Here is a 24,512-nt window from a genome sequence, read left to right as displayed (position 1 = left end):
CAGGACGTGACACGTGAGCGTGCCACCCCGCCCCTTACGGGCGGGGTGGCTTGATTTGACGGGTCTCGGACACATCCCTGATGTCAAGGCAGTGTCCTAAACACTCATCACTCGGTTAGATGAGTGTGGACACCAGAACGCCAGGGTTCGACGACCAGCCCGCGCTGAGCATGGTCAAGGTGCCGTGCGACCCCGCACAGGTCATCGTCAACCACGCCAGCTTCCGCGTGCGGCTCGCACCGAGCCCCAGCGCGCGTCCCAGGCCCTCGGGCGCCCCAGGGCTCGCCCCGGTACTCGGCGGAGCCCTCGCGGCCGCCGGAGCCGGCGCCGCCCGCCGCCGCCCCGTCGTCTGGAGCGGCAAGTCCGCCCCTGGCGACGCCGCCGCCAGCGCCGCCATGGGCGGCCTGCTCCAGGCCGTACGCGACCACGGGCGCGCCCACGACGAGTACGACGGCGGGGCCACCCAGACCATCCCGCGCGTCGACCTCGCCCACGACCTCGCGGACGACACCCTCGCCACCCCGACCGTCATCGGACAGCGCACGTACGACGCCTACTCCGAGGACGCGGACACCCGGATGCAGCCCGTGCTGGGCGGACTCAGCCACCCCCACGAGGCCTACGACGGCGCCCACTCCGAGGGCACCGGATCCGTGGACTCCCGCCGGGCCCAGGGCGACGCCCGCGCGCAGGCTTCGTACTACCCGGGCCGCCGCATGAACCTCGGCGTCGTGCTGCTCCCGCTGCGCGTCTTCCTCGGCTTCATCTCCATCTACGCCGGCATGGGCAAGCTGTGCGACCCCGTCTACTTCGACGGCGGCGAACGCGGCTCCATGGTCACCTGGCTGCACACCCTCCAGCCCTGGGCCCTCGCCGAACCGCTGCGCGACTTCGCGCTGGCCCACCCCGTCGGCGCCGGCCTCAGCGTGGCCTTCCTCCAGGTCATCGTCGGCGTGCTCACGGTCTTCGGCCTGTGGCAGCGGTTCGCCGCCTGCTTCGGCGCGCTGCTGTCCGCCGCGCTGCTGATGACGGTGAGCTGGAAGACCGTCCCCGCCTACGACGCCCCCGACATCATCTACCTCGCCGCCTGGAGCCCGCTGATCATCGCGGGCGCCCCGGTCTACTCCCTGGACGGCCGCCTCGCGAGCGAGGCCTGGCGCACCCTGGGCCCCCGCTCCGAGGTCTGGCGGCTGCGCCGCCGGGTCCTGCGCCGCGGGGCCGTCATGGCCGGCGTCATCTGCGGGCTCACCCTGCTCGTCGGCTCGCTCCTCGGCGGGGCCGTCCGCTCCACCACCGTGGTCACCGTGCCCGGACCGGGCGAGGCCCCGAGCAACTACCTGCCCGGGCGGCCCCTGCCGAGCACCTCCAAGCAGCAGCCGCCCACCCGTTCCACCGCCCCGAAGCAGGCCGCGAAGCCCTCGGCCGGTGCCTCCTCCCCGGCCGCCAAGACCGGGCGCGGAGCCACCGGTTCGAGCTCCCCGACGGCGGGCTCCGGCTCGCCCAGCGCGACCCGCGGCGCCACCAGCGGCAGCAAGGCCCCGCGCAGCACCCCCCGCCAGTCCACCCCGCAGAAGCCCCCGGCCAGTTCCACGGGAACGCGCGGCGGCGGCTCCACCGGAGGAGGCGCGGGCAGCACCGCGCCGAAGCAGCCCGACCTGCTGGGCGGACTGCTCGGCGGCTGACGGGCGCACCCCGCGGGCGATACGAAGGAGAAGGGCCCGGCACGCGAGAGCGTGCCGGGCCCTTCTGCGCGCATGGGGCCGTGGAGCCGCTACGTGGCGTTCTGCGCGGCCAACTCCCGCGCCGCCTCGGTGAGGTCCTTCGCCGTGTCGATCGCCCGCCAGTAGGCCCCCTGGGGCAGCGGGAAGCCCGCGAGGCGCCGCTCACGGGCCAGCCGGGGGAACGTCGTACGCTCGTGGTCCCCCAAATCCGGCAGCAGGGCCGCGAATTCGGGTCCGAAGACGTACACGCCGGCATTGACCGGGTACGGGGACTGCGGGGCCTCGATGAAGTCCAGTACGTGCCCGTACTCGTTGATCTCCACCACCCCCCACGGAATGCGCGGCCGGGCCAGCGCGAGCGTGGCCGTGGCACCGCGCTCGGCGTGGAAAGCGGCCATCTCGCGCAGCGAGAAACGGGTCCACACGTCGCCGTTGGTCGCGTACCAGGCCCGGTCGGGATGCGGGAGGTGCCGGGCGGCGTACTTCAGACCGCCGCCCCGGCCCAGCGGCTCCTCCTCCACGACGGTGGTCACGCGGAGCGGCAACGGCGCCTCGGCCAGCCACTTCTGGAGCACCTCGGCGAGGTGCCCGCAGGAGACCACCGCGTCCGTCACCCCCTCCGAGGCGAGCCACGCGAGCTGGTGCCCGATGATCGGCATCCCCGTGCCGGGGATCTCCACCATCGGTTTGGGACGGTCGTCCGTGTACGGCCGCAGCCGCGAACCCTGGCCCCCCGCCAGGACAACCGCCTGGGTCGGGGAGGCCGGGAACGCGGCCGCGTGGGGTCGGTCGGAACGCTCGGAGCTCTCGGAACGCTCGGAATCGGTCATGTTCGTGGTGTCCGGGTGCGCAAGGGCGTGCGGCGGCGGCCGTCAGCCCATGGAGGCGACGCCGGACGCGTACGCGGTGTCGCACACCGGCCGCGCGAACGACTGGGCCTTAGTGGGCCCGTAGGCGTCCACCGCGGCCCGCCCGAGGGCGCGCGCGATCCCCACGCAGTGCTCGGCGAGGGACGGCCGCCGGTCGACCTCCTGCTGGAGGTGGGTGAGGACGTCACCCGGCTGCTCGCCCTGCTGGATCTCGCTCAACAGCTTTTCGCGCAGCACGTCCTGGGCTGCGCGCGGCTTCGCGGGGACGGAGACGTCCTCGGCGGACGCGGTCAGGATCTGGGAGGGGGTGTTGTCCGCCCAGGGGACCATGGTGACCGCGAGGGTCCCGGACAGGACCAGGACGACGGGCAGGACCAGGGCGAGGGATCGGCCGATACGGCGGGCAGTGTGGGTCACGAGGGCGAGAGTAGCGCTCGGTGAAGATATGGCGACATTTAGTCACCCGGTCGGGGGATGGTTCGACGTGGCTTTTCGAATTAAGGGTTGACGCTTGGGGCCGAATGGCCCGATCTGCCGGACTCGCAGCGGCACCGGCACCGGAACTCGCGGCGAAGGGGCGCCCCTTGACGGGACGCCCCTTCGGCGGCTGTGCGCGTACGGGTCGGGGTCAGCCGGAGAGGCGGGCACCCGAGGAGGTCGAGAAGACGTGGATCTCGTTGCCGCGCGGCACCACGTGCAGCGTGGAGCCCTTCTCGGGCACCTGGCGGCCGTTCACGCGCACCACGATGTCCTGCGAACCCTCGGAGTGCGAGGTCGAACCGTAGACGTACCCGTCGGCGCCCAGCTCCTCGACGACGTTCACGGTGATTTCCAGGCCGCCCGTCTCACCGATGTCGAAGTGCTCCGGACGCACGCCCACGGTCACCGTGCGGTCGCCCGCGTCGGCGGCGGCGGACAGCGCCTCGCGCGACACCGGGACCACGCTGTCGCCGAACTTCACACCGCCGTCGGTGATCGGGACCTCGACGAGGTTCATCGCCGGCGAACCGATGAAGCCGGCGACGAAGAGGTTCGCCGGGCGGTCGTACATGTTGCGCGGGGTGTCGACCTGCTGCAGCAGACCGTCCTTCAGCACGGCCACCCGGTCGCCCATCGTCATGGCCTCGACCTGGTCGTGCGTGACGTAGACGGTGGTGATGCCCAAGTCGCGCTGGAGGGCCGCGATCTGCGTACGGGTGGACACGCGGAGCTTGGCGTCGAGGTTCGACAGCGGCTCGTCCATGAGGAACACCTGCGGCTTGCGCACGATCGCGCGGCCCATCGCGACGCGCTGGCGCTGACCGCCGGAGAGCGCCTTCGGCTTGCGGTCGAGGTACTGGGTCAGGTCCAGCATCTTCGCCGCGTCCTCCACCTTCTTGCGGATGGTGGCCTTGTCCTCGCCGGCGATCTTGAGCGCGAAGCCCATGTTGTCGGCGACGGACATGTGCGGGTAGAGCGCGTAGTTCTGGAACACCATCGCGATGTCCCGGTCCTTGGGCGGCAGGTGCGTGACGTCGCGGTCACCGATGCGGATGGCACCGCCGTTGACGTCCTCCAGGCCGGCGAGCATGCGCAGCGAGGTGGACTTGCCGCAGCCGGAGGGGCCGACGAGGACGAGGAACTCGCCGTCCGCGATCTCCAGCTCCAGCTGGTCGACGGCGGGCTTGTCGCCGCCGGGGTACAGACGGGTCGCCTTGTCGAAAGTGACAGAAGCCATGGTGATGAATCCCTTCTACCGGCAGGAACGTGCCGGACGATCCGAGTGGAAGGTCTAGTCCAGTGGACTGGACTCCGCCCGACGCTACCCGCCGGGACGCCTCCTGTCAGCACCTGGACGCGAAGACTTCCCCCAAGGCCGCGGGCGACTGTCAGAGGGGGCTGCTTGGATCGCGCCCATGACCATCTACGACGTGACCCGCGCGCTGCCCGACATCGCGACGCTGCGCGACCGCTGCCGGGCGATGGCGGCGCTGGAACTGGTGATCAGCGGCGAAGAGGACGACGGCTACTTCTCCTACGACCCGCAGTGGGGCCCGGGCGAGGAGGCGGCACTGATGGACAACGGCTCGGGCGACGACTACGCGATCGTCTTCACGGCCGACGGGGTCTTCGGATGCGGCTTCGACCACGAGTCGGCGATGAGCCCGTGGGGCGACGACGGGATCACGCTGTGGCCGGGCCTGACCGACGGCATACCCGAGGCCTTCCGGCCGTACCTGACCGAGCCGGCGTTCTGCGAGGACGGCGTGCTCAACGCGACCGCCGTCTTCTGGCGCGAGAGCGGCGACACGCAGTGGCGCGCGGGCAAGGTCGACTTCCCGGAGGGCAGGTCCGACCCGGACGGCGCGGACTACCTCTTCGAGCTGCTCGTGGCGGGCACCCCGGAGGCCTACCGCGACTTCGCCGAGGACTACTACGAGACGGACCTCCCCCTGGAAGCGGTCCGCCACGTGTGGGAGCTGCGCCCGCTCACCCAGGAGGTCGTGGACGCCCTGAACCCGGGTCTCCCCCTGGCGGCGGTGGCCCCGCGGGTGGCACGGGCGGGGTATCCGGGGGCGTGAGGCGGGCTGCCGACGAGGGCCCCGGCCGCCGGAAAGTTCTTCGCTGAGCGGTCGGGGCGATGTGTAGAGTGAAGGCGATTCCGTGCCGCGCACGGAGCCGCCACGCCTCCTTAGCTCAGTCCGGCCAGAGCAACGCACTTGTAATGCGTAGGTCGTCGGTTCGAATCCGACAGGGGGCCCCGTTCCAGGTCGGAGCAGGACCGGCCAAGGGAATTCGTACGGCAGCGGAAGGCCCCGGGTGATCGCCCGGGGCCTTTTTTGTGTGCCCTCAGCCGCGGCCCGAGATACGGTCCGCCAGGCGCGCCAGGGGGGTGGTCGTGGGGGTGTGGGTGGTGGATTCCCGGCGGTCCGCCTCGCGGTAGGCGGCGTAGAGGGCCTGGACGCCGAGCCAGCGGAAGGGTTCCGGTTCCCAGCGGCGGACCCGGTGGTTGACCCAGGGGAGGGTCGTGAGGTCCGTCCTGTCGTTCAGGACCAGGTCGCGCAGGGTGCGGGCCGCGAGGTTGGCCGTGGCCACGCCGGAGCCCACGTAGCCGCCGGCCCAGCCGAGGCCCGTGGTCGTGTCGAGGGTGACCGTGGCGCACCAGTCGCGGGGGACGCCCAGGACGCCCGACCACGCGTGGGTGATCTCCACGCCGGTGAGGGTCGGGAAGAAGGACTCCAGGAGGTTCGTGAGGGACGTGATCGTCGCGGGCTGGGTGCGGCCGTCGTTGTCGGTGCGGGAGCCGAAGCGGTAGGGGACGCCGCGGCCGCCGATGGCGATGCGGTCGTCGGCCGTGCGCTGGGCGTACATGTAGGCGTGGGCCATGTCGCCGAGGGTGGAGGCGTCGGACCAGCCGAGCTGGGACCAGGTCTCCGGGGGGAGGGGGGCCGTGGCGATCATCGAGGAGTTCATCGGGAGCCAGGAGCGCTTCTGGCCCTTGAGGGCGGCGGTGAAGCCCTCCGTGCAGCGCAGGACGTACGGGGCGCGGACCGTGCCGTAGGGGGTGAGGGCCCGGCGCGGGGCGATCTCCGTGACGGGGGTGGACTCGTGGATGACGACGCCGAGGCGTTCGCAGGCGGCGGCCAGGCCCTTGACCAGCTTCAGGGGGTGGATGCGGGCTCCGTGCGGGGTCCAGGAGGAGCCCACGGCGTCCGCGACGTTGATGCGGGCGCGGGTGTCGGTGGCGTCGTAGAGCTCGCGGTCGGTTTCGCCGAAGGCGAGTTCGGCGGTGTGGAAGGCCTTGAGGCGGGAGAGCTGGGCGGGGGTGCGGGCCACTTCGAGGACTCCGCCGCGGTGGATGTCGGCGTCGATGCCTTCCTTGGCGGCGGTGTCGATGACCTCGGTGACGGTCTCGTTCATGGCCTGCTGGAGGCGCTGGGCGGCCTGGTGGCCGTGGAGGGCGGCGTAGCGGTCGCGGCCGGCGATGCCGTTGTAGAGCCAGCCGCCGTTGCGGCCGGAGGCCCCGTAGCCGCAGAACTTCTGCTCCAGGACGGTGACGCGCAGGTCGGGGGCGGCGGTCTTGAGGTAGTACGCGGTCCACAGGCCGGTGTAGCCGCCGCCGACGATGACGACGTCGGCCGTGGTGTTGCCGGTGAGCGGGGCGCGCGGTGGGTGGGCGGGGGCGGTGTCGTCCGTCGCGTACCAGAAGGAAATGCCGCCGTTGATCGTCATGGGGGAGTTGCTACACGGGGTGGTGGAGGGGTGTCCAGGGGCGTGCTGTCGGGTTTCGGGGGCCGAGGGGTGGCCGGATGGCTGATGTGGGCGGTGTGGATCCTTCTTAGGGTGGGGCGGGGATTTTGTCAGGTTTTTATGTGAGAGGTACGGGTTCGTATGGCGCGGGTGGTGAGGGCGGGGCGGCTGGTCGCGGCGGTCGCGGCCGTGTCCCTGTTGGGCGGGGCGGTCGTCGGATGCGGGTCCGGGTCGGGTGAGGGGAAGCCCGTGGCCGCCTCCGAGGTGCCGGTGCGGACCAGTCCGATCGCCGCGCAGCTCGCGGGGCTGCCCGCGGTGGTGGACGGGGCGAGGATCGTGGTGGGGAAGCCGGACGCGCCGCGTACCGCGCAGGTGCTGGTGGATCCCAAGTGCGGTCACTGTGCGCGGTTCGAGGAGGCCGGCGGGGAGTCGCTGCTGAAGTCGGCGGTGGCCGGGCAGGTGAAGATCGAGTACCTGTTGGCCTCCTTCCTGGACCGGGACGGGGCGAGCGGTTCGGTCAGGGCGGTCAACGCGCTGCGTGCGTCGGCGGATTCGGGGAAGTTCGCGGAGTACCACGCGGCGGTCTTCGCGAGTCAGCCGAAGGGGAAGTTCACGGACGAGCTGCTGCTGAGGATCGCGTACGCGGTGCCGGGGCTGCGCGGGGCGGGCTTCGACGCGGCGGTGAAGGAGCAGAAGTACAAGGAGTGGGTCGCCGAGGCGGAGCGGGGCTTCGAGGCGACGGGCGCGCAGGCGACGCCGATGGTGCTGGTGGAGGGGAAGCCGGTCGGGTCGAAGGACGGATCGCTGTTCGACGCGGGGGCGTTCACGGAGACGTTGAAGGGTGTCGGGATCGGGGCCTAGGCCTAGGCGTCCCGCGGCCCGGAGGCATGCGGAAGGGGGTGTCACCCGCAGGCGGGTGACACCCCCTCGTCGTGTGTCCTAGACGGAATCGTCGTTGATCGGGTTGTGCATGATGCGCGACTCCTCGCAGGACGCGATGACGCCGCGGGCGTTGATCTTGCAGACCTGGAACATGGCCTGTTCGATCCAGCCGGCATCCAGGTACGTGGTCCACTCGGCGTGGGTCTGGCCGGCGGGTACGGTCCGCATCGTCCAGGTCCTCTTGCCGGCCTCGCCCCAGGTGACGAGGCGGATACCGATGGTGTAGCCGTCGGTCAGGTGGTCCTCGGCGACGATCTTGATCGGGTCGAGGCGCAAGGGGCTGACCCGCCAGCCGATGCTCATCGAGCCGTAGTACGGCGGCGCCGAAACCCAGTCCGAGGTGGTGAGGGGTGCCGCGGCGGCGGGGGTGGCGACGAGTGGAGTGATGACGGTGGCCAGAGCCGCGGCGCTGGCGACGAGGCTGCTCTTGAGGCGCAAGGATCCCCCAGGGAAGGTGTGTTGGCTGGAAGCGACTACTTTAGCTCGAATCGGATCATGCCTGACTGTGGGCCAACTCCCTCTGTTGGGGGTGCCCTTCGGCCTTCCGGGGGATCGCCGGGTCTAGGGTCGGGGCCGTGGACGGTGCGACGGCGGGTGCGGCGGGTGCGGCAGGTGGTTCGGGCGGCTCGGGAAGTCCGGGCGGTGGTGGGTTCGGCGGGGTTCCCGGGCCGTTCGCGCGGGCGCAGGTGCGGGACAACGGTGCGGCCGGGCGGGAGTTCGTCGACGCGTTGCCCGGGCGGGTGGCCGCTTTCCTGGAGCGGTGGGAGCTACGGGTGACCGGGCCCGGGATGTACGGGGTGACGGCCCTGGTGCTGCCGGTGGTGCGGGCCGACGGGACGGCGGCGGCGCTGAAGCTGCCGGCGCTGGACGAGGAGAACGCGGGGGAGGCGCTCGCGCTGCGCGCGTGGGCCGGGGAGGGCTGCGTACGGCTGCTGGCGGACGACGCGGAGACCGGCGTGCTGCTGCTGGAGCGCCTGGACGAGGGCAGGCCGCTGTCGGCCCTGGCCGTACGGGACTCCGGGCGGGCGGTGGAGGTGGTCGGAGGGTTGCTGGCCCGGCTGACGGCGGTCCCGGCGCCGGCCGGGGTGCGGCGGCTGGGGGACGTGACGACGGCGATGCTGGAGGCGGTGCCGGGGGCGCTGGCCCGGCTGGGGGAGGGCCGGGAGCGGGGGCTCGTCGCGGACTGCGCGGCGGCGCTCGCGGAGGTGGCGGGGGAGCCGGGGGACCGGCTGCTGCACTGGGACCTGCACTACGACAACGTCCTGGCGGGCGGCCGCGAGCCGTGGCTGGCCATCGATCCGAAGCCGCTGGCCGGTGATCCGGGGTTCGAGCTGCTGCCGGCGCTGGTCAACAACTTCCGTGCCGGCGAGGTGCGGTGGCGCTTCGAGTCGCTCGCGGAGGCGGTGGGGGCGGACCGGGAACGGGCGCGGGCGTGGACGCTGGGTCGGGTGCTGCAGAACTGCCTGTGGGACGTGGAGGACGGGGACCGGCCGGCGGGGGTGCAGCTGGGGATCGCGGAGTCGCTGCTGGGGCGGGGTGGGGCAGGGAAGGGCGGCCGGCGCGGTGACTCGTAGGGTGCAGGCATGATCCGTAGCGCCGTCCTCAGCGACGTACCCGTCATCCACGCCATGATCCGCGAGCTCGCGGAGTACGAGAAGGTGCCGCACGAGGCACGCGCCACCGAGGAGCAGTTGCGGGAGGCGCTGTTCGGGGAGCGGCCGGCGGCGTTCGCGCACCTGGCGGTGACGGAGGAGGGCGAGGCGGTCGGGTTCTCGCTGTGGTTCCTCAGCTTCTCGACGTGGCGCGGGGTGCACGGGATCTACCTGGAGGACCTGTACGTCCGCCCGGGCGTGCGCGGTGGCGGCCACGGGAAGGCGCTGCTGCGGGAGTTGGCGCGGATCTGCGTGGAGCGCGGGTACGAGCGGCTGGAGTGGTCGGTCCTGAAGTGGAACGAGCCGACGATCGCCTTCTACGAGGCCCTGGGTGCGCGGCCGCAGGACGAGTGGTCGGTGTACCGGCTGACCGACGGGGCGCTGGCGGAGCTCGGGGGCGAGTAGCCGGGGGCGGGGCCGGTCCTCAGGGTTCCAGGACGACCTTGCCGGTGGTGGCGCGGGTTTCCAGGTCGCGGTGGGCCGCGGCGGCTTCGGCGAGGGGGTAGCGCTGGAGGGCGGGCCGCAGGCGGCCGGTGGCGGCTTCGGCGAGGGCGCGGGTTTCGAGGAGGCGCAGGGGGTCTTCGCCGCCGGCCCGCCGGAGCATGGCGGGGCCGAGGACGTTCTGCGTGGTGATGCCGCGGGCGTCCAGGGCGGCCTGCTCGGTGTCGGTGAGGGCGAGGGGGCCGCCGGACCAGCCGAAGACGAGGTGCTGGGCGCCTGCGCGGAGCAGGCCGAGGGCAGTGCGGGCGACGGCGCCGCCGACGGAGTCGAAGAGGACGGTGGCGCCGTCGGGGTGGTGGGCGCGGAAGGTGTCGGCCCAGTCCGGGGCGGTGTAGTCGAGGGCGAGGTCGGCGCCGTTGGCGGTGGCCCGGGCGGTTTTGGCGGGGCCGCCGGCGAGGGCGACGACGGTGGCTCCGGCGTGCTGGGCGTACTGGACCAGCAGGGTGCCGATGCCGCCCGCGGCGGCCGGGACCAGGGCGACGGAGCCGGGGCCGAGCTCGGCGAACTGGAGGATGCCCAGCGTGGTGCGGCCGGTGCCGATCATGGCGACGGCGGTGGCGGGGTCGAGGCCGGCCGGGACGGGGTGCAGTCGGGCGGCGTCGGCGACGGCGTACTCGGCGTAGCCGCCGGGGGCGAAGCCGAGGTGGACGACGACGGGCTGCCCGAGCCATGCGGGGTCCGTGCCGGGGCCGAGCGCGTCGACGGTGCCGGCGACCTCGCGGCCGGGGACGGTCGGCAGTTCGGGCAGGGGCGCGGGCGGGCCCTGGACGCCGCGGCGCAGGGCGGTGTCCAGGAGGTGGACGCCGGCGGCGGCGACGGCGATGCGGACCTGGCCGGGGGCGGGGACGGGGCGGAGGACGGACTCGAGGGTGAGGTTCTCGGCGGGGCCGAAGGCGTGGAGGCGGACGGCGCGCATCTCGCCGGGGGCGGTCGGGGTGTGGGCCGGGGCGGTGGCTGTGGTGGTGGTCATGGGGACAGCGTCCGACCTCAAGTGCGGTTGAGGTCAAGGGTTTGTCGGTGGGGTCGGTCAGGATGGGGGGATGGCGCGAAACGGGCAGCAGCAGACGGTGAAGGCGGCGCGGCGGCCGGAGGTGCGGTTGCCCGAGCTCAGCGGGTGGGAGGACGTGGAGCTGGAGCCGGACGGGGACTACGACGGGCTGGAGTTCGTCGAGGTGGACCTGGCGGACGGGGACGGGCGGGGGGCCCGGTTCATGGACTGCGCGCTACGGCGCTGCGTGCTGGACCGGACCGGGCTGGCGAAGGTGCGGATCCTGGACTCGGTGCTGGACGGCGTCCGGGGGGTGGGGACGGACCTGTCGGACGCCTCGCTGCGCGACGTGGAACTGCTGGACGCCCGGCTGGGCGGGGTGCAGCTGCACGGGGCGGTGCTGGAGCGGGTGCTCGTACGCGGCGGCAAGATCGACTACCTGAACCTGCGCACGGCGCTGCTCAGGGACGTGGTCTTCGAGGGCTGCGTGCTGGTGGAGCCGGACTTCGGGGGCGCGGTGCTGGAGCGGGTGGAGTTCCGGGACTGCGAGGTGCGGGCGGTGGACTTCACGGGGGCGCGGATGACGGACGTGGACCTGCGGGGGGCGCGGGCGCTGGAGATCGCGCGGGGGGTGGACGCGCTGGCCGGGGCGGTGATCAGTGCGGGGCAGCTGTTCGAGCTAGCTCCGGCGATGGCTGCGCAGCTGGGGCTGAGGGTGGTCCCGTAGGCCGTCAGGCGGGCGCCGTCTGGCAGGCGCCGTCAGGCGGGGCCGTACGGCCAGTGCGGGTCGTTCCAGCGGTCGGTGTCGGCGAGGCTGAGCAGCCGCACGGTGTGGAGGACCACTTCGGGGGCGCCGTGGGCGCGTAGGCGTGCGGGCGCCCGGGTCGCGAGCCAGTCGGTCAGTTCGGCGCGTACGGCTTCCTCCTCGTCCGGCCAGAAGGACCGCGTGTACCAGGGGAGGGCGTAGCAGAGCAGGTCCCGTTCCCAGTGGTCGACCGTATCGGCGAGGTGCTGGTCGGCGACCGGGTGGTGGAGGGTCTCCCAGTCCGCGAGCCAGGGGCCGATGCTGCCGGAGGCTTCGGTGCACATCTGGAGGACTTCGCGTGCGGGGAAGGCGGGGTCCGGGGTGAGGAGGGTGTGGGCCCACCAGGCGTGCAGGAACTCCCCCACGGCCGCGCTCTGCGGCGCGGGCCACTGCTGCCACTCGGCGCGGTGGAAGGAGTCGCCGACACGGCCGACGTCCCACGCGTAGGCGCCGAGGCCGCCGGTCAGCTCGCGGGCGAACTGCGGCAGGATGCGGCGCAGCACGGCGCCGTGGTCGTTCCAGTCGGGGGCGCTCCAGGTGCGGTGCACGAGGTCGGGGTCTATATCCGTGCCGGGGCCCGTGCCGGGGAGCTTCAGCAGGGCGAGCTCTTCGGGGCTGCCCCAGTGGCAGTCGCACTGCTTCTCGTCGGCCGGGGCGGCCAACCCGCGGAAGGCGACGGCCAGGTGGGCCAGCGCCCGGTCGAGCCGTACGCGGGCCTCGGCCGCGGGGTCCTGGCCGTCGTGGTGGTCGGTCATGGTCGGCGCTGCCTCACTGGACTCCGGGCCGTTCGGGCCCGAGGGGTGCGACCTTAGCGACCGGTCGGCCCCGGACAGCGCTGCGGGTCGGGCCGGGCTGCGGAGAGGGCGTCCGGGGCGGCCGGTCGGCGCCCGCTCCGGTTGGGTCAGGGCCTGGGAGGGCGACTTCGCCGACCCGTCGGCCTTGGGCAGCGCTGCGGGTCGGGCCGGGCTGCGGAGAGGCGTCTTGGGGGGCCGGTCGGCGCCCGCTCCCAGGTGTTGCGGGGGTTGGGTCAGGGGCTGGGAGGGCGACTTCGTCGGCCTGTCGCCCGCCGGCGGCGCGGGGGCGGTCGTGACGTGCGGGCGCGGGCTTGCCGCCGCCGGCGGAGCGGCGGGGGTCAGGCCGGGACGCGGGGGAAGCGGGACTGGAGGGTCCAGATGACCGGGTTGTCGCCCAGGCCGTCGTGCATGTCGACGAGGTCCGCGATCACGTCGTGGAGGAAGTCCCGGGCTTCGCGGCGCAGCAGGCGGTGGCTGAAGGTGAGGGGGGCCTCCTCCGACGGCATCCAGTCGGCCTCGACGTCCACCCATCCGAAGCGGCGCTCGAAGAGCATGCGGTCCGAGGACTCGGTGAAGTCGATCTCGGCGTACTGCCGGTTGGCCGCGCGGCTGCCGCGCGGGTCCTGGTCGAGCTGCTCGACGATGTCGCACAGCGCCCAGGCGAAGTCCAGTACGGGCACCCATCCCCAGGCTGTGGACACTTCCCGGTCCGCGGTGGTGTCGGCGAGGTAGACGTCCCCGCAGAACAGGTCGTGGCGCAGTGAGCGGACGTCCGCCGAGCGGTAGTCGGTCTGCGGGGGGTCGGGGAAGCGCCGGGAGAGGGAGTAGCCGATGTCGAGCACGTACCCGATGGTGTCATGGGTGGGGCGGCGGGTGCCCCGCGCGGCGGTCCCGTGGGGGTGCGGGTTCGAGGATCAGAGTTCCTGATGCCCCCCGGGGGTGTCGGGTGCGCCGGATTAGGCTCGGCGCGTCCGGGAGGTCGTGGCGAGAGGGGACGGGCGTGGGGGGAGCCGGGGGGCAGGCGGAGGCCGTGGTGGCCGGGGTGCTGCGGGAGCGCCACCGGCTCGCGGCCGAGTTGCACGACACCGTGGCGCAGGGGCTGACCAGCATGTACCTGATGCTCGACGCGGCCGACCGGGCGTGGACCCGGGAGCCGGTCCGGGCCCGCCAGCTGGTCCGGCAGGCCGCCGCCGCGGCGCGCGAGAACCTCGCCGAGGCCCGGCGCATCATCCACGACCTGGCTCCGGCGGAGCTGGAGCGGGGGACCCTGGCCGATGCCCTGTGCGAGCTGTGCGCGGGGACGGAGGGGGCCCGGTTCCGGCTGGAGGGGGAACCCCGGCCGGTGCCGGGCCGGGTCGAGGCCGCGGTGCTGCGGGCGGCCCAGGGCGCCCTGGCCAACGTACGCCGGCACGCGCGGGCCTCCGTCGTCGTGGTGACGCTGACCTATCAGCCGTACGTACTCGCGCTCGACGTGTGGGACGACGGCGTCGGCTTCGATCCGGCCGGCGCCGCGGCCGCGCGCCCGGGTGGGGACGGGCTGCGACTGCTGCGCCGCCGCATCGCGTACCTGGGGGGTACGGCGACGGTGGAGAGCGGTCCGGGTGGGGGAGGGACGGTGGTGTCGGTCTCCCTGCCGGTGCCGGTGCCGGTGCCGGTGCCGAAGCCGGTGCCGATGCCGGCGCCTGTGTCCGCTCCCGGGCAGGGCTTGAGACCGGGGGCGGGGTCCGCGTGACTCCGGTGCGGATCCTGCTGGTGGACGATCATCCCGTCGTCCGGGCGGGGCTGCGGGCGCTGCTCGGCGGGTGTCCCGAGTTCGAGGTGTGCGGTGAGGCCGCGGACGGGGGCGCCGCGCTGCGGATGGTGCGCGAGCTGGGTCCCGAGCTGGTGCTGATGGACATCCGGATGGGCTCGGGGATGTGCGGGGTGGAGACCACGCGGCGGATCGGGCGGCTGCCCGCGCCGCCCCGGGTGGTCGTGCTCAGCAGCTACGAGTCCGACGCGTACGTCGTACGGGCCGTGGAGGCGGGTGTGGCGGGGTACCTGCTGAAGGGGTCCCCGCCCGACCTGCTGTTCCAGGCGCTGCGGACGGTCGCGGCGGGGGAGTCGGCGCTGTCGCCCTCGGTGGTCTCGCGGCTGATGAGCCGCTACCGGGCGCCGAGTGCGGCGCTGACGGCCCGGGAGACCGAGATCCTGGAGCTGATCGCGACGGGCCGCTCCAACCGGGAGATCGGCTCGGCCCTGTTCATCAGCGGGACGACGGTCAAGACGCACCTCGTGCACGTCTACGAGAAGCTCGGGGTGGAGAACCGTACGGCGGCCGTGCGTGCGGCCGTCGACCGGGGGCTCATCGGACTGGGGTGAACCCCGGTACGGGCCGGGTCAGTTCGGGTACGCGATCTGGACCGCGGTGCCGTTGTACTGCCAGAGCGGGGAGAAGACGCGCTTGCGGATCTTCCAGACGCCCGCGGACCTCACGTACTCGTCGCGGTAGCGGATGCCGCGTACGACGACGGTCTCCGGGGCGGTGGCGGTGGCCGGGTACACGAGCTGGGCGGTGGCGTGGCTGTCGCCGGTCGCGGTGTACCGGCCGGTGACGCGGAGGGAGGCGTTGGCCGTGACGTGGGTGGAGTAGCCCCAGGCCGCCGCGCCGTCGAGGTTGGCGACGACCGCCTCGATGCCGGACTTGACGATGCCGGCGGTGCCGTCGGGGTGGGCCATGACGGTGAGGGTGGCGTCTTCGGTGAAGAGGGTCCGGAAGAGCGTCTTGTCCTTGGTGTCCACGGCGAAGAGGTAGGTCTCCAGCAGGCGGTTGATCGCCAGCTCGTCCTCCGCGGAGCCGGCCGGGCCGGAGCCGTAGGAGGCGGCGGTCGAGAGCTCATCGGACGCGGCGGCGGACGTCGCGGCGGCGGGCGTCGCGGTAGCGAGGGCGCCGAGCCCGGCTACGGCGGCGCCGGTGCCCAGCATCGTGAGCATGCGGCGGCGTTCCGGGGCGAAATCGGTGGTCGGCATGGCGGGTTCCTCTCGACACGGCTGATGGCGCCCGGGCCTGCTCGGGGCGGTCCGGGCACTGACGAGCCTGTCGTGTCGCCGCCCGCGGGGGATCGGCGCGGCGTACGAGCGCGATCTCGTACGGATGGACGATGTGATCCGTGCAGGGGCGACGAAACCGTCAGGGGAGGAGGCGCTGCTCCTTGGCCACCGAGACCGCGCCCGCGCGGGTGTCGACGCCGAGCTTGTCGTAGATGCGGCCCAGGTGGGTCTTGACCGTGGCCTCGCTGATGAAGAGGGCGCGGGCGATGTCGCGGTTGCCGAGGCCGCGGGCGAGCTGGCCGAGGATGTCGAGCTCGCGGTCGGTCAGGGTGGGCCGGTTGCCGCCGCGCATGTGGGCCATCACGCGGCTGGCGACGGGGGCGGAGAGCGTGGTGCGGCCCTGGGCGGCGGAGTGGATCGCGGCGAACAGCTCCTCGGGGCGTTCCGCCTTCAGGAGGTAGCCCGTGGCGCCCGCGCCGATGGCCCGGGTGATGTCCGCGTCGGTGTCGTACGTGGTCAGGACCAGGACGTGCGGGGGGTTCGGGGTGGCGGTGATGCGGCGGGTGGCCTCCACGCCGTCGATGCCCTCGCCGAGCTGGAGGTCCATCAGGACCACGTCGGGGCGGAGTTTGGCCGCGAGCGCGACCGCCTCCTCGCCGCTGCCCGCCTCGCCGAGCACCTCGATGTCCGGTTCGCTGCCGAGCAGGGCCAGCAGGCCGGCACGGACCACGACGTGGTCGTCGCAGAGCAGGATCGTGGTCATGGGGTGGACTCCAGGGGGATCGACGCCGAGAGGACAGTGCCCTCGCCCGCGGTGGATTCGATGGTCAGGGCGCCGCCGAGCTGGCGGACGCGGGCGCGCATCGCGGGGAGGCCGTGGCCGCGTTCCCCCGCGGTGGAGCGGGTCGGGGAGAAGCCGTGGCCGTCGTCGGCGACGTCCAGGACGACCTGGTCGCCCAGGAAGCTCAGCGTGAGGGCCGCGGTACGGGCCCCCGAGTGCTCCCGTACGTTCGCCAGCGCACCCTGAGCGATGCGCAGCAGCGCCTGCTCCGCGCGGGCGGGGAGGGGGACCGGTGCACCCTCCAGGTGGAAGCGGACCTCGATCTCGGGGCCCGCGTCCAGCGCGCGCAGGGCGTCCGGGAGGCCGGCGCCGCCGGCGAGTTCGGCCGGCGCGAGGTCGTGGACCAGGCGGCGGGCCTCGGCGAGGCCGCGTGCGGTGATGTCGGTGGCGGTACGGACGTGCGCGCGGGCGGTGCCCGGATGGGTGTCCCAGGTGCGGTCGGCCGCTTGGAGGAGCATCTGCTGGCTGGACAGGTGCTGCGCCAGGGTGTCGTGGATCTCCATCGAGAGGCGCTGGCGTTCGGCGAGGGTGCCGGCGCGGCGTTCGGTGGCGGCCAGTTCCCGGCGGGTGCGGATCAGGTCGTCGATCAGGGTCCGCTGGGCTGCCGCCTGCCGCTCCATGTGGACGAAGACGGCGGTGGCGAGGGCGGCGACGGCGGGCGGGGCGAGGAGGAGGTTGGGGTCGAAGGGCTCGCCCGGGTCGGAGGTCTGGGCGAGGCGGAGCTGGGCCGCGACGACGAACACGGTGAGCAGGGCCACGAGGACGACGGCCGCGCGGGGCGGGAGGGTGCGCAGGGCCGTGTAGAAGAGCGGTACGGCGCACCAGGCGAAGCTCGGCGCGAGGACGACGAGGACCACCCAGACGGTGACGACCACGCCGAGCCAGAGGAGGCGGCGCAGGGTGGGGGCGGCGCCGAGGGCGGGGCCGAGTACGTAGAGCAGGGCCAGGGTGATGCTGAGGGCGATGATCCACGGGGTGCGGGGTTCGTCGGGGTGGCGGAGGAGGAAGCGGGCCACGGAGGCGCCGAGGAGGAGGAAGAAGGCGGTGTGCATGACCGTGGCCAGGGCGCGGGTGTCTTTTTGGGGTGGGGTGGTCACCGGGGTCGGCGGGGCCGATGGGGTCGGTGGGGGCGCGCTGGTCACGGGGTGCTCCTGGGGTGGTGCGGTCGTTCCATGGTGCCGGGTCGTGGTGTGGTGCGGGTGGGTGCCGCTGCGCGGGGCGTGTCCCCTACCCGCCCTTCCACCGTTCCCAGGGCTCCGCCCTGACCCGGTCCTCAAGCGCCGGACGGGCTGGGAAGGGGTACCGGGCTGCGCCCGGACCCCTCGGGGCTCCGCCCCGGACCCCGGTCCTCAAACGCCGGACGGCTGGAAGAGACCCCGGGCCGGCTGGAAGAGACCCCGGGCGGCTGGAAACACGAAGGGCCAGGTAAGCGCCCCGTGGGGGGTGGCCGCATCGACCGATCGGTTGACCCCCGCATCAGCCGGTGGGGGGCGGGTTCGGAGCCGGTACGGGGACGGGGTGGTGGGGGTGGCCGGGGGAGGGTTGGAGCAACGGCAGGACAGCCCGCCGTGCCGACGTTCACAGGAGCAGCAGACATGAAGACCCGCACCCGCGTTCTCACCGGTACCGCCGTCGCCGTCGCCCTCGGCGCGGGAGCCCTCGGCGCGGTCAGCGCCAACGCCGCCCCGGCCTCCGCTCCGGCCGCCGCCCCCGTCGCCGTCGCGAAGAAGGACGGCGACAAGAAGAACCTCACCACCTCCACGCACCTCACCATCGACGCCGCCACCCGCGCCGCCCAGGCCGCGCTGGACGCCGCCGAGCAGGAGAACCAGAAGGTGACCGTCGCCGTCGTCGACCGCAACGGCAACACCATCGTCACGCTGCGCGGCGACGGCGCGGGCCCGCAGTCCTACGAGTCGGCGCAGCGCAAGGCGTTCACCGCCGTGTCCTGGAACGCCCCGACCTCGGTGCTCGCCGGCCGCCTCGCGCAGACCCCGAACCTGAAGGACATCCCCGGCACCCTCTTCCTCGGCGGCGGCACCCCCGTCCAGGCCGATGGCGCCCCCGTCGCGGGTGTCGGCGTGGCCGGCGCCCCGAGCGGTGACCTGGACGAGAAGTTCGCCAAGGCCGGCGTGGACGCCCTCAACAAGTAGCGGCGCCGAGCAGGAGGAGCGTCGGGCAGCGCGTCGCGGGACGTAGGCTCGAACGCGTGGATCACCGCGTTCTCTCCCGCCTGGCCGCCCCCGCCGTCGCCGCCGTACTCGCCCTCACCTCGGGCTGTACGGGGGAGACCGTGCAGGGGCGGCCGGGTGCGTCGGGGGTGCGCGACCCGTTCTTCCCCAAGGCCGGCAACGGCGGTTACCAGGTCGAGCACTACTCCCTGGACCTCGATTACGACCCGGCCGACGGGCAGTTGCACGCCACCGCCGTCATCACCGCCCGTGCCGAGCAGGGGCTCAGCTCCTTCAACCTCGATCTCAGCGGGCTGGAGGTGGAGGGGGTGAGCGTGCAGGGCGTCGGGGCCCGCTTCAACCGCAGCGGCAACGAGCTGACGGTGCGCCCCGCCGAGGATCTGGAGCGGGGGGAGGTCTTCCGTACGGAGGTCGACTACTCCGGCCGGCCCAAGGCCGTCACCGACCCGGACGGGTCCAAGGAGGGGTGGATCGTCACCCCGGGCGGCGAGGGCGCGGTCGCGGTCGGCGAACCCGTCGGGTCGATGGCCTGGTTCCCGGGCAACCACCACCCGAGCGACAAGGCCACGTACGACATCACGGTGACCGTCCCCCGCGGGTACGAGGCCGTGTCCAACGGCGAGCTGCGTTCCCGTACGCGGGAGGACGAGGGGCGGACCGTGTTCGCCTGGCACTCCGCGGAGCCGATGGCGAGCTACCTGGCGACCGTGGCCGTCGGGAAGTTCGAGGTGACGACCGGGCGGACCGCCTCCGGGATCCCGGTGTACACGGCGGTCGCGCCGGGGGAGGCGGCGGCGAGCGCGGCCGCGCTGGCGCGGCTGCCCGAGATGGTGGAGTGGGGCAGCCGGCGGTTCGGCCCGTACCCCTTCTCCGCGACGGGCGCGATCGTGCTGCCCGCGCACAGCCTCGGCTACGCGCTGGAGACGCAGACCCGGCCGGTGTTCCCGGGGGCGCCCGGCAGCGAGGAACTGGTGCTGCACGAGCTGGCGCACCAGTGGTTCGGGGACTCGGTGTCGCCGAAGTCCTGGAAGGACATGTGGCTCAACGAGGGGTTCGCGACCTACGCCGAGTGGCTGTGGTCCGAGGACCACGGCGGTCCGAGCGCGCAGGAGCACTTCGACGCCTACGTCGCGGGGGACACGAGCGTCGACGGCGCGGCGGACTCGGACTGGGGGGCCTTCCCGCCGGCCGCCCCGCGGAGCCCGAAGGAGATCTCCGGGTCCCCGGTGTACGGGCGCGGGGCGATGGTCCTGCAACGGGTCCGGCAGGAGGTCGGCGACGAGAAGTTCTTCGCCCTCGTACGCGGCTGGGCCGCCGACCACCGGCACGGGAACGCGAGCACGGCCGATTTCACCGCCTACGCGGAGGAGAGCACGGGCCGTGATCTGTCGGAGGTCTGGGACGTGTGGCTGTACGGGAAGGACCGCCCGAAGGCGCCCGCGAAAGCGTCCACGAAGGCCCCGTAGCCCCGCTACAGCGCCTTGCGCAGGACGGTGCAGGGGCGGCCCATCTCGCGGTCGGCGGCTCCCTGGCGCAGGGTGACGTAGCCCTGGGACTGCCAGAAGGCGAGGGCCTTCTCGTTGGCGTCGAGCACGGCGATCCGTACGCCCGACCGTCCGGCGTCGCGGAAGCGGTCCTCGACCATGGTGGCCACGGCGCGGCCGTACCCCTCGCGCTGCGCGGTGGCGTCGATGAGCAGCAGGCCGATCCACGGGTCGGGATCCTCGGACGCGGGGTCCGGGTGGTGTGCGAGGGTGGCGGCCAGGCCTACGAGGCGTCCGGCGGAGCGGGCGAGGAGGACCTCGGCGCCCTCGTGGGCGAGTTCGTCGGCGAGGGCGGCGGCGACCTGCTCGACCGTGATGCGGCCGGGGTCGGGGAAATCTCCGCTGAGCTCGAAGAACGCGTGGTTGGTCGCGTAGAGCGTGGCGATTTCGGTGAGGACCGGGCCCGGTAGGGCGCCGTCCTCGACGGGGGCGAGCGGCAGGAGGATCACGTACCGAACGGTAGCGAAGCCCCCTCCCCGGACGGCCGGGAGGGGGCTTCAGCTGAGTCGCGTCCTGGGACGCGGGTGCTCAGGGTCAGACGTTGACGCCGAAGTCCTGGGCGATGCCGGTCAGGCCGGAGGCGTAACCCTGGCCCACGGCGCGGAACTTCCACTCGGCGCCGTTGCGGTAGAGCTCGCCGAAGACCATGGCGGTCTCGGTCGCCGCGTCCTCGGAGAGGTCGTAGCGGGCGATCTCGACGCCGCCGGCCTGGTTCACGACGCGGATGTACGCGTTGCGGACCTGGCCGAAGTTCTGGCTGCGGGTCTCGGCGTCGTAGATGGAGACCGGGAAGACGATCTTGTCCACGTCGGCGGGCAGGCCCGCGAGGTTGACGTTGATGGCCTCGTCGTCGCCCGCGCCCTCGCCGGTCCGGTTGTCACCGGTGTGCACGATGGTCTGGTCCGGGGTGGACTTGTTGTTGAAGAAGACGAAGTGGCCGTCGGAGACGACCTTGCCCTGCGCGTTGACCGCGATGGCCGAGGCGTCCAGGTCGAAGTCGACACCGGTGGTCGTGCGGGTGTCCCAGCCGAGGCCGACCGTGACGGCCGCGAGGCCCGGGGCCTCCTTGCTGAGCGAGACGTTTCCGCCCTTGGAGAGGCTTACTGCCATGGTGACTGGTGTCCCTTCCTAGTCTCACTTGGTCTCACTTGTCGTATCGACCGTGAGGGTGCCCAAGTTACCGCTGCCCTTCATAACGCGGGGAGAGGGGCGCCAGGTTCCGCATTCGGAGAATTGTCCGCGATGCGGGCGGAAATGCGGGTGACGGGGGTCCGGCGGGCACGGATCATAGGGGGCATGCCTGGTCCCTATGTCATCCGCGGTTCGGTCGTGCTCCCCGAGGGCGAGCTCGCCTGGCGCTTTTCGCGGTCCTCGGGGCCGGGCGGCCAGCACGTGAACACCTCGGACTCGCGCGTGGAGCTCCTCTTCGACGTCGCGGCGACGAAGTCGCTGCCCGACGTGTGGAAGGAGCGGGCGCTGGAGCGTCTCGCGTCCCGGCTGGTCGACGGGGTGGTGACGGTACGGGCCTCCGAGCACCGCTCGCAGTTCCGCAACCGCGAGATGGCGCTGGTCCGGCTGGCCGCGCTGCTGGCCGAGGCCACGGCGCCGCCGCCGAAGGCGCGCCGGGCGACGAAGATCCCCCGGGGGATCAACGAGCGGCGGCTGCGCGAGAAGAAGGCCCGCGGCGAGACCAAGCGGGGACGGAACGCGCGGGACTGGTAGCGGGCGGGGTATGCGTGGCTCCGTCCCCGTCCCCGTCCCCGGGCTCAGGGCGTCAGGTGCCGGTAGCGCCCCCGGAAGTACGTCAGGGGCGGGGAGTCCGGCGCGGGCTGGGCGGCGGTGAGGACGTGGCCGATGACCAGGGTGTGGTCGCCCGCCTCGACGCGGTTCTCCGTACGGCACTCCAGGGTGGCCAGCGCCCCCGACAGCAGCGGGGCGCCGGAGATCGCGCCGCGGGTGTAGGGGAGGTCCGCGAAGAGCAGCCGGTCGCTGATGCGGTTCTTCATGGAGAAGCGGCCGGCGATCTGGACCTGGTGGTCGGCGAGCACCGACACCGCCCACAGCGGCTGCTCGGCCAGCAGGTCGTCCATCCGGGAGCCCTCGCGCACGCTGACGAGGACCAGGGGCGGTTCCAGGGACACGGACATGAAGGCGGTCGCCGTCATGCCGACGTCCTCGCCGCGGCTGCCGGCCGACAGCGGGGGTTCCTGCGCGGTGATCAGGCACACGCCCGCGGTCAGACGGGACATCGCGGCCCGGAACTCGTCGTTGCTCACCCCCACAGCATGGGGTGCGGGTACGGAAAGTGGTGTCACGGGGGTCGTTGGGGGCACGGTCGGGACGCTACTGTCACCCCTCGCGCGGCGCATCGGGCGCAGGGCGGAGCCGCTCCCCGGCCCGTCGACCTAGGCCTCCCCGGGGCCGGGCGTATCGTTTGCTTCCGGGAATAGGGTGGGTGAACTCGCCGGGACGGACCCGAGTGGACACGGTGCGGAGGTCACCCTTATTCATCTCATGTGACTTGAGTCACAGAGGGCAAGATTTGTTGACCCTGTGTACCTGCCGCACAGCTCACTGTGATTCAGTGGACGGGACACCGCAACGAAGCGCCGATGCAAACCTGGAGTTGCTGTCGAGGTCTCGGGGAGAGCGAGCAATGGAGACCGAGTCGGAGCCGTACGTCCGTCTTGCGACCCTGCGGCAGCTGCACCGGGTGGTGGCCGAGCTCAATACGGCCCGGAGCCTGGCGGACACCCTGCAGACCGTCGTGGACGGCATCGTCCTGGGTCTCGGTTACGAACTCGCCTGTGTCAACCTCGTTCGCCCCGACGGTGATCTGGTCGTCGCCGCCTTCGCGGGGGACCCCGCCGCCGAAGCCCTGATCACCGGCCGCGTCGGCTCGCGCGCCTCCTGGGAACGCCGTCTGACGATGGGCGAGAACTGGGACGGCCTGCGCTTCATCCCGCACACCGAGGGCTGGGTCCTCGTCGAGGACGACGTACCGCAGTGGCACACGGAGGGCCCCGACCCGCGGTTCGAGGACGAGTGGCACCCCGAGGACCGGCTCTACGCACCCATGTACGCCTCCGGCGGCGAACTCCTCGGCGTGGTCTCCGTCGACCGCCCGCGCAACGGCCGCCGGCCCGGCGCCTGGGGCCGCGAAGCGCTCCAGATGTACGCCTTCCAGGCCGCGATTGCCATCAGCAACGCCCGGCTCCGCGCGAACATGCAGCGGGCCCTGGTGCGGTTGGAGCGCGAACAGCAGGCCCTGCGCGCCAGTGAAGAGTCGTTCCGCCAGGCCTTCGAGTACGCGCCGAGCGGCATGGCCATCGCCGAGATGGGCGGCGACCAGCACGGCCGCCTGCTGCGCACCAACGACGCGCTGTGCCGGCTGCTGGGCCGGCCCGCCTCCGTGCTGCGCCGGTACTCCTTCTCCGACCTCGTGCACCCCGAGGACATCGGCACCCTGCTGCGCACCTCCGCCGAGGGCGGCCGCGCCGAGCTCAGGCTGGGGCGACGCGACGGTACGTACGTCTGGGTCTCGCTGCGCAACTCCGTCGTCGCCGACGCCGCCGACGGGCCGCGCTTCCTGCTCACGCACGTCGAGGACATCGAGGAGCGCAAGCGGCACGAGCTGCAGCTCGCCCACCGCGCCAGCCACGACTCGCTGACCGGCCTGCCCAACAGCGCCGAGCTGCGCTCCCGGCTCGGGGCCCGGCTCTGCCGCCGCCCGCAGTCGGTGCGCGCCACCGCCGTGGAGGCGCTGGACGCGGCCTTCGAGACCCGGCCCTCGGTGGAGGGGGCACCGGGCGAGCACGGGTTCCGGCCCGACGGATATCCCGAGCCCTTCGAGTTCCCCGGCGGCATGGGCGGACCCGGGGGCATGGGCGGCGGCTCGGCCGCGGGGGGTCCGTACGACCACCACGTGCACACGGTCGCCCCGGCGACCGACATCGACGACGGTACGAAGGGGCTCGCGGTCCTCTTCTGCGACCTCGACGGGTTCAAGTCGATCAACGACCGGTTCGGGCACCACACCGGTGACGCGGTCCTGATCGAGGTCGCCCGGCGGCTGACGACCGGGGTCCGGGACGGGGACACCGTGGCCCGGCTGGGTGGTGACGAGTTCGTCGTCCTCGCCGACGGGCTGGGCGCCGCCGACGCCGCCGATCTCGCCGTGCGGCTGCGCAACGCGATCATCCCGCCGATCCGGGTGGACGGCCGCGCGGTGCGCGTGGGAGCCAGTTTCGGCATCGGCTGGGCGAGCTGCGGCATGTCGGCCGACGAGGTGCTGCGCTCCGCCGACCAGCGCATGTACATCGAGAAGCGCTCCCGTTCGAAGGCGCACCGCCGGGCCGGGTAAGCTCTCGGGCCGCCCGTGGGCGCACCTGTTCGGGGTAGGC

Annotated in this window: 26 protein-coding genes and 1 tRNA gene; 13 read left to right on the top strand and 14 right to left on the bottom strand. The window is 73.0% G+C overall.

Annotated elements, in window-relative coordinates; translation table 11 throughout:
• Positions 1-119: 119 nt before the first annotated feature.
• Positions 120-1,682, top strand: coding sequence for a DoxX family protein (locus tag OG435_RS21500; RefSeq protein WP_266878815.1), 1,563 nt, complete (start codon positions 120-122; stop codon positions 1,680-1,682).
• 89 nt (positions 1,683-1,771) lie between these two features.
• Here OG435_RS21500 and OG435_RS21495 read toward each other — a convergent pair whose 3' ends face one another.
• The 3 genes from OG435_RS21495 to OG435_RS21485 all read right to left on the bottom strand — a co-directional run bounded on the left by OG435_RS21495 (position 1,772) and on the right by OG435_RS21485 (position 4,307).
• Positions 1,772-2,551, bottom strand: a complete 780-nt coding sequence (locus OG435_RS21495; protein ID WP_266878813.1) for a nucleotidyltransferase family protein — start codon at positions 2,549-2,551, stop codon at positions 1,772-1,774.
• Positions 2,552-2,593: 42 nt separating this feature from the next.
• Entirely contained in the window at positions 2,594-3,007 is a 414-nt protein-coding gene (locus OG435_RS21490; RefSeq protein WP_266878811.1) for a hypothetical protein, read from the bottom strand.
• 211 nt (positions 3,008-3,218) lie between these two features.
• Entirely contained in the window at positions 3,219-4,307 is a 1,089-nt protein-coding gene (locus tag OG435_RS21485; protein ID WP_266878809.1) for an ABC transporter ATP-binding protein, read from the bottom strand.
• Between the two features lie 178 nt (positions 4,308-4,485).
• Between OG435_RS21485 and OG435_RS21480 the strand changes: the two genes are divergently transcribed.
• The gene (locus OG435_RS21480) at positions 4,486-5,151 is read left to right on the top strand and encodes a hypothetical protein (protein ID WP_266878807.1); all 666 of its coding nucleotides are present in this window, start codon (positions 4,486-4,488) and stop codon (positions 5,149-5,151) included.
• 104 nt (positions 5,152-5,255) lie between these two features.
• Positions 5,256-5,330, top strand: a tRNA-Thr gene (locus OG435_RS21475).
• Positions 5,331-5,419: 89 nt separating this feature from the next.
• On the opposite strand, the gene OG435_RS21470 is transcribed toward OG435_RS21475, so the two are convergent.
• On the bottom strand, positions 5,420-6,802 hold the full coding sequence (locus OG435_RS21470; RefSeq protein WP_266878805.1) for an NAD(P)/FAD-dependent oxidoreductase: 1,383 nt from the start codon (positions 6,800-6,802) through the stop codon (positions 5,420-5,422).
• Between the two features lie 159 nt (positions 6,803-6,961).
• On the opposite strand from OG435_RS21470, the gene OG435_RS21465 reads away from it, so the two are divergent.
• Complete coding sequence (locus OG435_RS21465) at positions 6,962-7,681, top strand: DsbA family protein (protein ID WP_266878803.1); 720 nt, start codon at positions 6,962-6,964, stop codon at positions 7,679-7,681.
• A 78-nt stretch (positions 7,682-7,759) separates the two neighbouring features.
• Here the strand turns inward: OG435_RS21465 and OG435_RS21460 are convergent, their stop codons facing one another.
• The gene (locus OG435_RS21460; RefSeq protein ID WP_266878801.1) at positions 7,760-8,200 is read right to left on the bottom strand and encodes a hypothetical protein; all 441 of its coding nucleotides are present in this window, start codon (positions 8,198-8,200) and stop codon (positions 7,760-7,762) included.
• 248 nt (positions 8,201-8,448) lie between these two features.
• Between OG435_RS21460 and OG435_RS21455 the strand changes: the two genes are divergently transcribed.
• Both OG435_RS21455 and OG435_RS21450 read left to right on the top strand, forming a co-directional pair.
• On the top strand, positions 8,449-9,336 hold the full coding sequence (locus tag OG435_RS21455) for an aminoglycoside phosphotransferase family protein (RefSeq protein ID WP_266881962.1): 888 nt from the start codon (positions 8,449-8,451) through the stop codon (positions 9,334-9,336).
• Between the two features lie 9 nt (positions 9,337-9,345).
• Positions 9,346-9,819 carry a GNAT family N-acetyltransferase gene (locus OG435_RS21450; protein ID WP_266878800.1) on the top strand — a complete coding sequence of 158 codons (474 nt, stop codon included), beginning with the start codon at positions 9,346-9,348 and terminating at the stop codon, positions 9,817-9,819.
• Positions 9,820-9,838: 19 nt separating this feature from the next.
• Here the strand turns inward: OG435_RS21450 and OG435_RS21445 are convergent, their stop codons facing one another.
• Complete coding sequence (locus tag OG435_RS21445) at positions 9,839-10,831, bottom strand: zinc-binding dehydrogenase (protein ID WP_266881960.1); 993 nt, start codon at positions 10,829-10,831, stop codon at positions 9,839-9,841.
• Positions 10,832-10,955: 124 nt separating this feature from the next.
• On the opposite strand from OG435_RS21445, the gene OG435_RS21440 reads away from it, so the two are divergent.
• Positions 10,956-11,630, top strand: a complete 675-nt coding sequence (locus tag OG435_RS21440) for a pentapeptide repeat-containing protein (RefSeq protein WP_266878798.1) — start codon at positions 10,956-10,958, stop codon at positions 11,628-11,630.
• Between the two features lie 32 nt (positions 11,631-11,662).
• Here the strand turns inward: OG435_RS21440 and OG435_RS21435 are convergent, their stop codons facing one another.
• Both OG435_RS21435 and OG435_RS21430 read right to left on the bottom strand, forming a co-directional pair.
• On the bottom strand, positions 11,663-12,463 hold the full coding sequence (locus OG435_RS21435) for a hypothetical protein (protein WP_266878796.1): 801 nt from the start codon (positions 12,461-12,463) through the stop codon (positions 11,663-11,665).
• Positions 12,464-12,840: 377 nt separating this feature from the next.
• Complete coding sequence (locus tag OG435_RS21430; protein WP_266878794.1) at positions 12,841-13,344, bottom strand: hypothetical protein; 504 nt, start codon at positions 13,342-13,344, stop codon at positions 12,841-12,843.
• Positions 13,345-13,502: 158 nt separating this feature from the next.
• Between OG435_RS21430 and OG435_RS21425 the strand changes: the two genes are divergently transcribed.
• Both OG435_RS21425 and OG435_RS21420 read left to right on the top strand, forming a co-directional pair.
• Positions 13,503-14,234 (top strand): sensor histidine kinase, encoded by a 732-nt coding sequence (locus tag OG435_RS21425; RefSeq protein WP_266878792.1) that lies wholly within the window; start codon positions 13,503-13,505, stop codon positions 14,232-14,234.
• Positions 14,235-14,254: 20 nt separating this feature from the next.
• Positions 14,255-14,863, top strand: coding sequence for a response regulator (locus tag OG435_RS21420; RefSeq protein WP_266878790.1), 609 nt, complete (start codon positions 14,255-14,257; stop codon positions 14,861-14,863).
• Positions 14,864-14,881: 18 nt separating this feature from the next.
• Here the strand turns inward: OG435_RS21420 and OG435_RS21415 are convergent, their stop codons facing one another.
• The 3 genes from OG435_RS21415 to OG435_RS21405 form a co-directional block, all read right to left on the bottom strand.
• Positions 14,882-15,511: a nuclear transport factor 2 family protein gene (locus OG435_RS21415; protein WP_266878788.1), complete on the bottom strand. Its 630-nt coding sequence runs from the start codon at positions 15,509-15,511 to the stop codon at positions 14,882-14,884.
• Positions 15,512-15,671: 160 nt separating this feature from the next.
• Positions 15,672-16,295: a response regulator gene (locus tag OG435_RS21410; protein ID WP_266878786.1), complete on the bottom strand. Its 624-nt coding sequence runs from the start codon at positions 16,293-16,295 to the stop codon at positions 15,672-15,674.
• Entirely contained in the window at positions 16,292-17,425 is a 1,134-nt protein-coding gene (locus OG435_RS21405) for a sensor histidine kinase (protein WP_266881958.1), read from the bottom strand. Before OG435_RS21405 ends, OG435_RS21410 begins: the two co-directional genes overlap by 4 nt.
• A 543-nt stretch (positions 17,426-17,968) precedes the next feature.
• Between OG435_RS21405 and OG435_RS21400 the strand changes: the two genes are divergently transcribed.
• Both OG435_RS21400 and OG435_RS21395 read left to right on the top strand, forming a co-directional pair.
• The gene (locus OG435_RS21400) at positions 17,969-18,526 is read left to right on the top strand and encodes a GlcG/HbpS family heme-binding protein (RefSeq protein ID WP_266878784.1); all 558 of its coding nucleotides are present in this window, start codon (positions 17,969-17,971) and stop codon (positions 18,524-18,526) included.
• Between the two features lie 56 nt (positions 18,527-18,582).
• Positions 18,583-20,031, top strand: coding sequence for a M1 family metallopeptidase (locus tag OG435_RS21395; RefSeq protein WP_266878782.1), 1,449 nt, complete (start codon positions 18,583-18,585; stop codon positions 20,029-20,031).
• Between the two features lie 5 nt (positions 20,032-20,036).
• Here OG435_RS21395 and OG435_RS21390 read toward each other — a convergent pair whose 3' ends face one another.
• Both OG435_RS21390 and OG435_RS21385 read right to left on the bottom strand, forming a co-directional pair.
• Entirely contained in the window at positions 20,037-20,558 is a 522-nt protein-coding gene (locus OG435_RS21390; protein WP_266878780.1) for a GNAT family N-acetyltransferase, read from the bottom strand.
• A gap of 85 nt (positions 20,559-20,643) precedes the next feature.
• On the bottom strand, positions 20,644-21,219 hold the full coding sequence (locus OG435_RS21385) for a TerD family protein (RefSeq protein ID WP_243339523.1): 576 nt from the start codon (positions 21,217-21,219) through the stop codon (positions 20,644-20,646).
• A 186-nt stretch (positions 21,220-21,405) separates the two neighbouring features.
• On the opposite strand from OG435_RS21385, the gene arfB reads away from it, so the two are divergent.
• Positions 21,406-21,831, top strand: a complete 426-nt coding sequence (gene arfB, locus OG435_RS21380) for an alternative ribosome rescue aminoacyl-tRNA hydrolase ArfB (RefSeq protein ID WP_250744548.1) — start codon at positions 21,406-21,408, stop codon at positions 21,829-21,831.
• A 44-nt stretch (positions 21,832-21,875) separates the two neighbouring features.
• On the opposite strand, the gene OG435_RS21375 is transcribed toward arfB, so the two are convergent.
• Positions 21,876-22,478 carry a flavin reductase family protein gene (locus tag OG435_RS21375; protein ID WP_430625668.1) on the bottom strand — a complete coding sequence of 201 codons (603 nt, stop codon included), beginning with the start codon at positions 22,476-22,478 and terminating at the stop codon, positions 21,876-21,878.
• Between the two features lie 287 nt (positions 22,479-22,765).
• Between OG435_RS21375 and cdgB the strand changes: the two genes are divergently transcribed.
• On the top strand, positions 22,766-24,472 hold the full coding sequence (gene cdgB, locus OG435_RS21370; protein ID WP_266878774.1) for a diguanylate cyclase CdgB: 1,707 nt from the start codon (positions 22,766-22,768) through the stop codon (positions 24,470-24,472).
• The last annotated feature ends 40 nt before the right edge of the window (positions 24,473-24,512 follow it).

Origin of the sequence: Streptomyces sp. NBC_01264 (assembly GCF_026340675.1) — a bacterium.
GTDB lineage: Bacteria > Actinomycetota > Actinomycetes > Streptomycetales > Streptomycetaceae > Streptomyces.
This window is presented reverse-complemented; position numbering and strand designations above follow the sequence as displayed.

Excerpts from the sequence above, each read along its gene's own strand:
- OG435_RS21500 (WP_266878815.1), top strand. The coding sequence starts at position 120 with ATGAGTGTGGACACCAGAACGCCAGGGTTCGACGACCAGCCCGCGCTG.
- OG435_RS21495 (WP_266878813.1), bottom strand. The coding sequence starts at position 2,551 with ATGACCGATTCCGAGCGTTCCGAGAGCTCCGAGCGTTCCGACCGACCC.
- OG435_RS21485 (WP_266878809.1), bottom strand. The coding sequence starts at position 4,307 with ATGGCTTCTGTCACTTTCGACAAGGCGACCCGTCTGTACCCCGGCGGC.
- OG435_RS21480 (WP_266878807.1), top strand. The coding sequence starts at position 4,486 with ATGACCATCTACGACGTGACCCGCGCGCTGCCCGACATCGCGACGCTG.
- OG435_RS21470 (WP_266878805.1), bottom strand. The coding sequence starts at position 6,802 with ATGACGATCAACGGCGGCATTTCCTTCTGGTACGCGACGGACGACACC.
- OG435_RS21465 (WP_266878803.1), top strand. The coding sequence starts at position 6,962 with ATGGCGCGGGTGGTGAGGGCGGGGCGGCTGGTCGCGGCGGTCGCGGCC.
- OG435_RS21450 (WP_266878800.1), top strand. The coding sequence starts at position 9,346 with ATGATCCGTAGCGCCGTCCTCAGCGACGTACCCGTCATCCACGCCATG.
- OG435_RS21445 (WP_266881960.1), bottom strand. The coding sequence starts at position 10,831 with ATGCGCGCCGTCCGCCTCCACGCCTTCGGCCCCGCCGAGAACCTCACC.
- OG435_RS21440 (WP_266878798.1), top strand. The coding sequence starts at position 10,956 with ATGGCGCGAAACGGGCAGCAGCAGACGGTGAAGGCGGCGCGGCGGCCG.
- OG435_RS21435 (WP_266878796.1), bottom strand. The coding sequence starts at position 12,463 with ATGACCGACCACCACGACGGCCAGGACCCCGCGGCCGAGGCCCGCGTA.
- OG435_RS21415 (WP_266878788.1), bottom strand. The coding sequence starts at position 15,511 with ATGCCGACCACCGATTTCGCCCCGGAACGCCGCCGCATGCTCACGATG.
- OG435_RS21410 (WP_266878786.1), bottom strand. The coding sequence starts at position 16,295 with ATGACCACGATCCTGCTCTGCGACGACCACGTCGTGGTCCGTGCCGGC.
- OG435_RS21405 (WP_266881958.1), bottom strand. The coding sequence starts at position 17,425 with ATGCACACCGCCTTCTTCCTCCTCCTCGGCGCCTCCGTGGCCCGCTTC.
- OG435_RS21400 (WP_266878784.1), top strand. The coding sequence starts at position 17,969 with ATGAAGACCCGCACCCGCGTTCTCACCGGTACCGCCGTCGCCGTCGCC.
- OG435_RS21385 (WP_243339523.1), bottom strand. The coding sequence starts at position 21,219 with ATGGCAGTAAGCCTCTCCAAGGGCGGAAACGTCTCGCTCAGCAAGGAG.
- arfB (WP_250744548.1), top strand. The coding sequence starts at position 21,406 with ATGCCTGGTCCCTATGTCATCCGCGGTTCGGTCGTGCTCCCCGAGGGC.
- OG435_RS21375 (WP_430625668.1), bottom strand. The coding sequence starts at position 22,478 with ATGCGCCGCGCGAGGGGTGACAGTAGCGTCCCGACCGTGCCCCCAACG.
- cdgB (WP_266878774.1), top strand. The coding sequence starts at position 22,766 with ATGGAGACCGAGTCGGAGCCGTACGTCCGTCTTGCGACCCTGCGGCAG.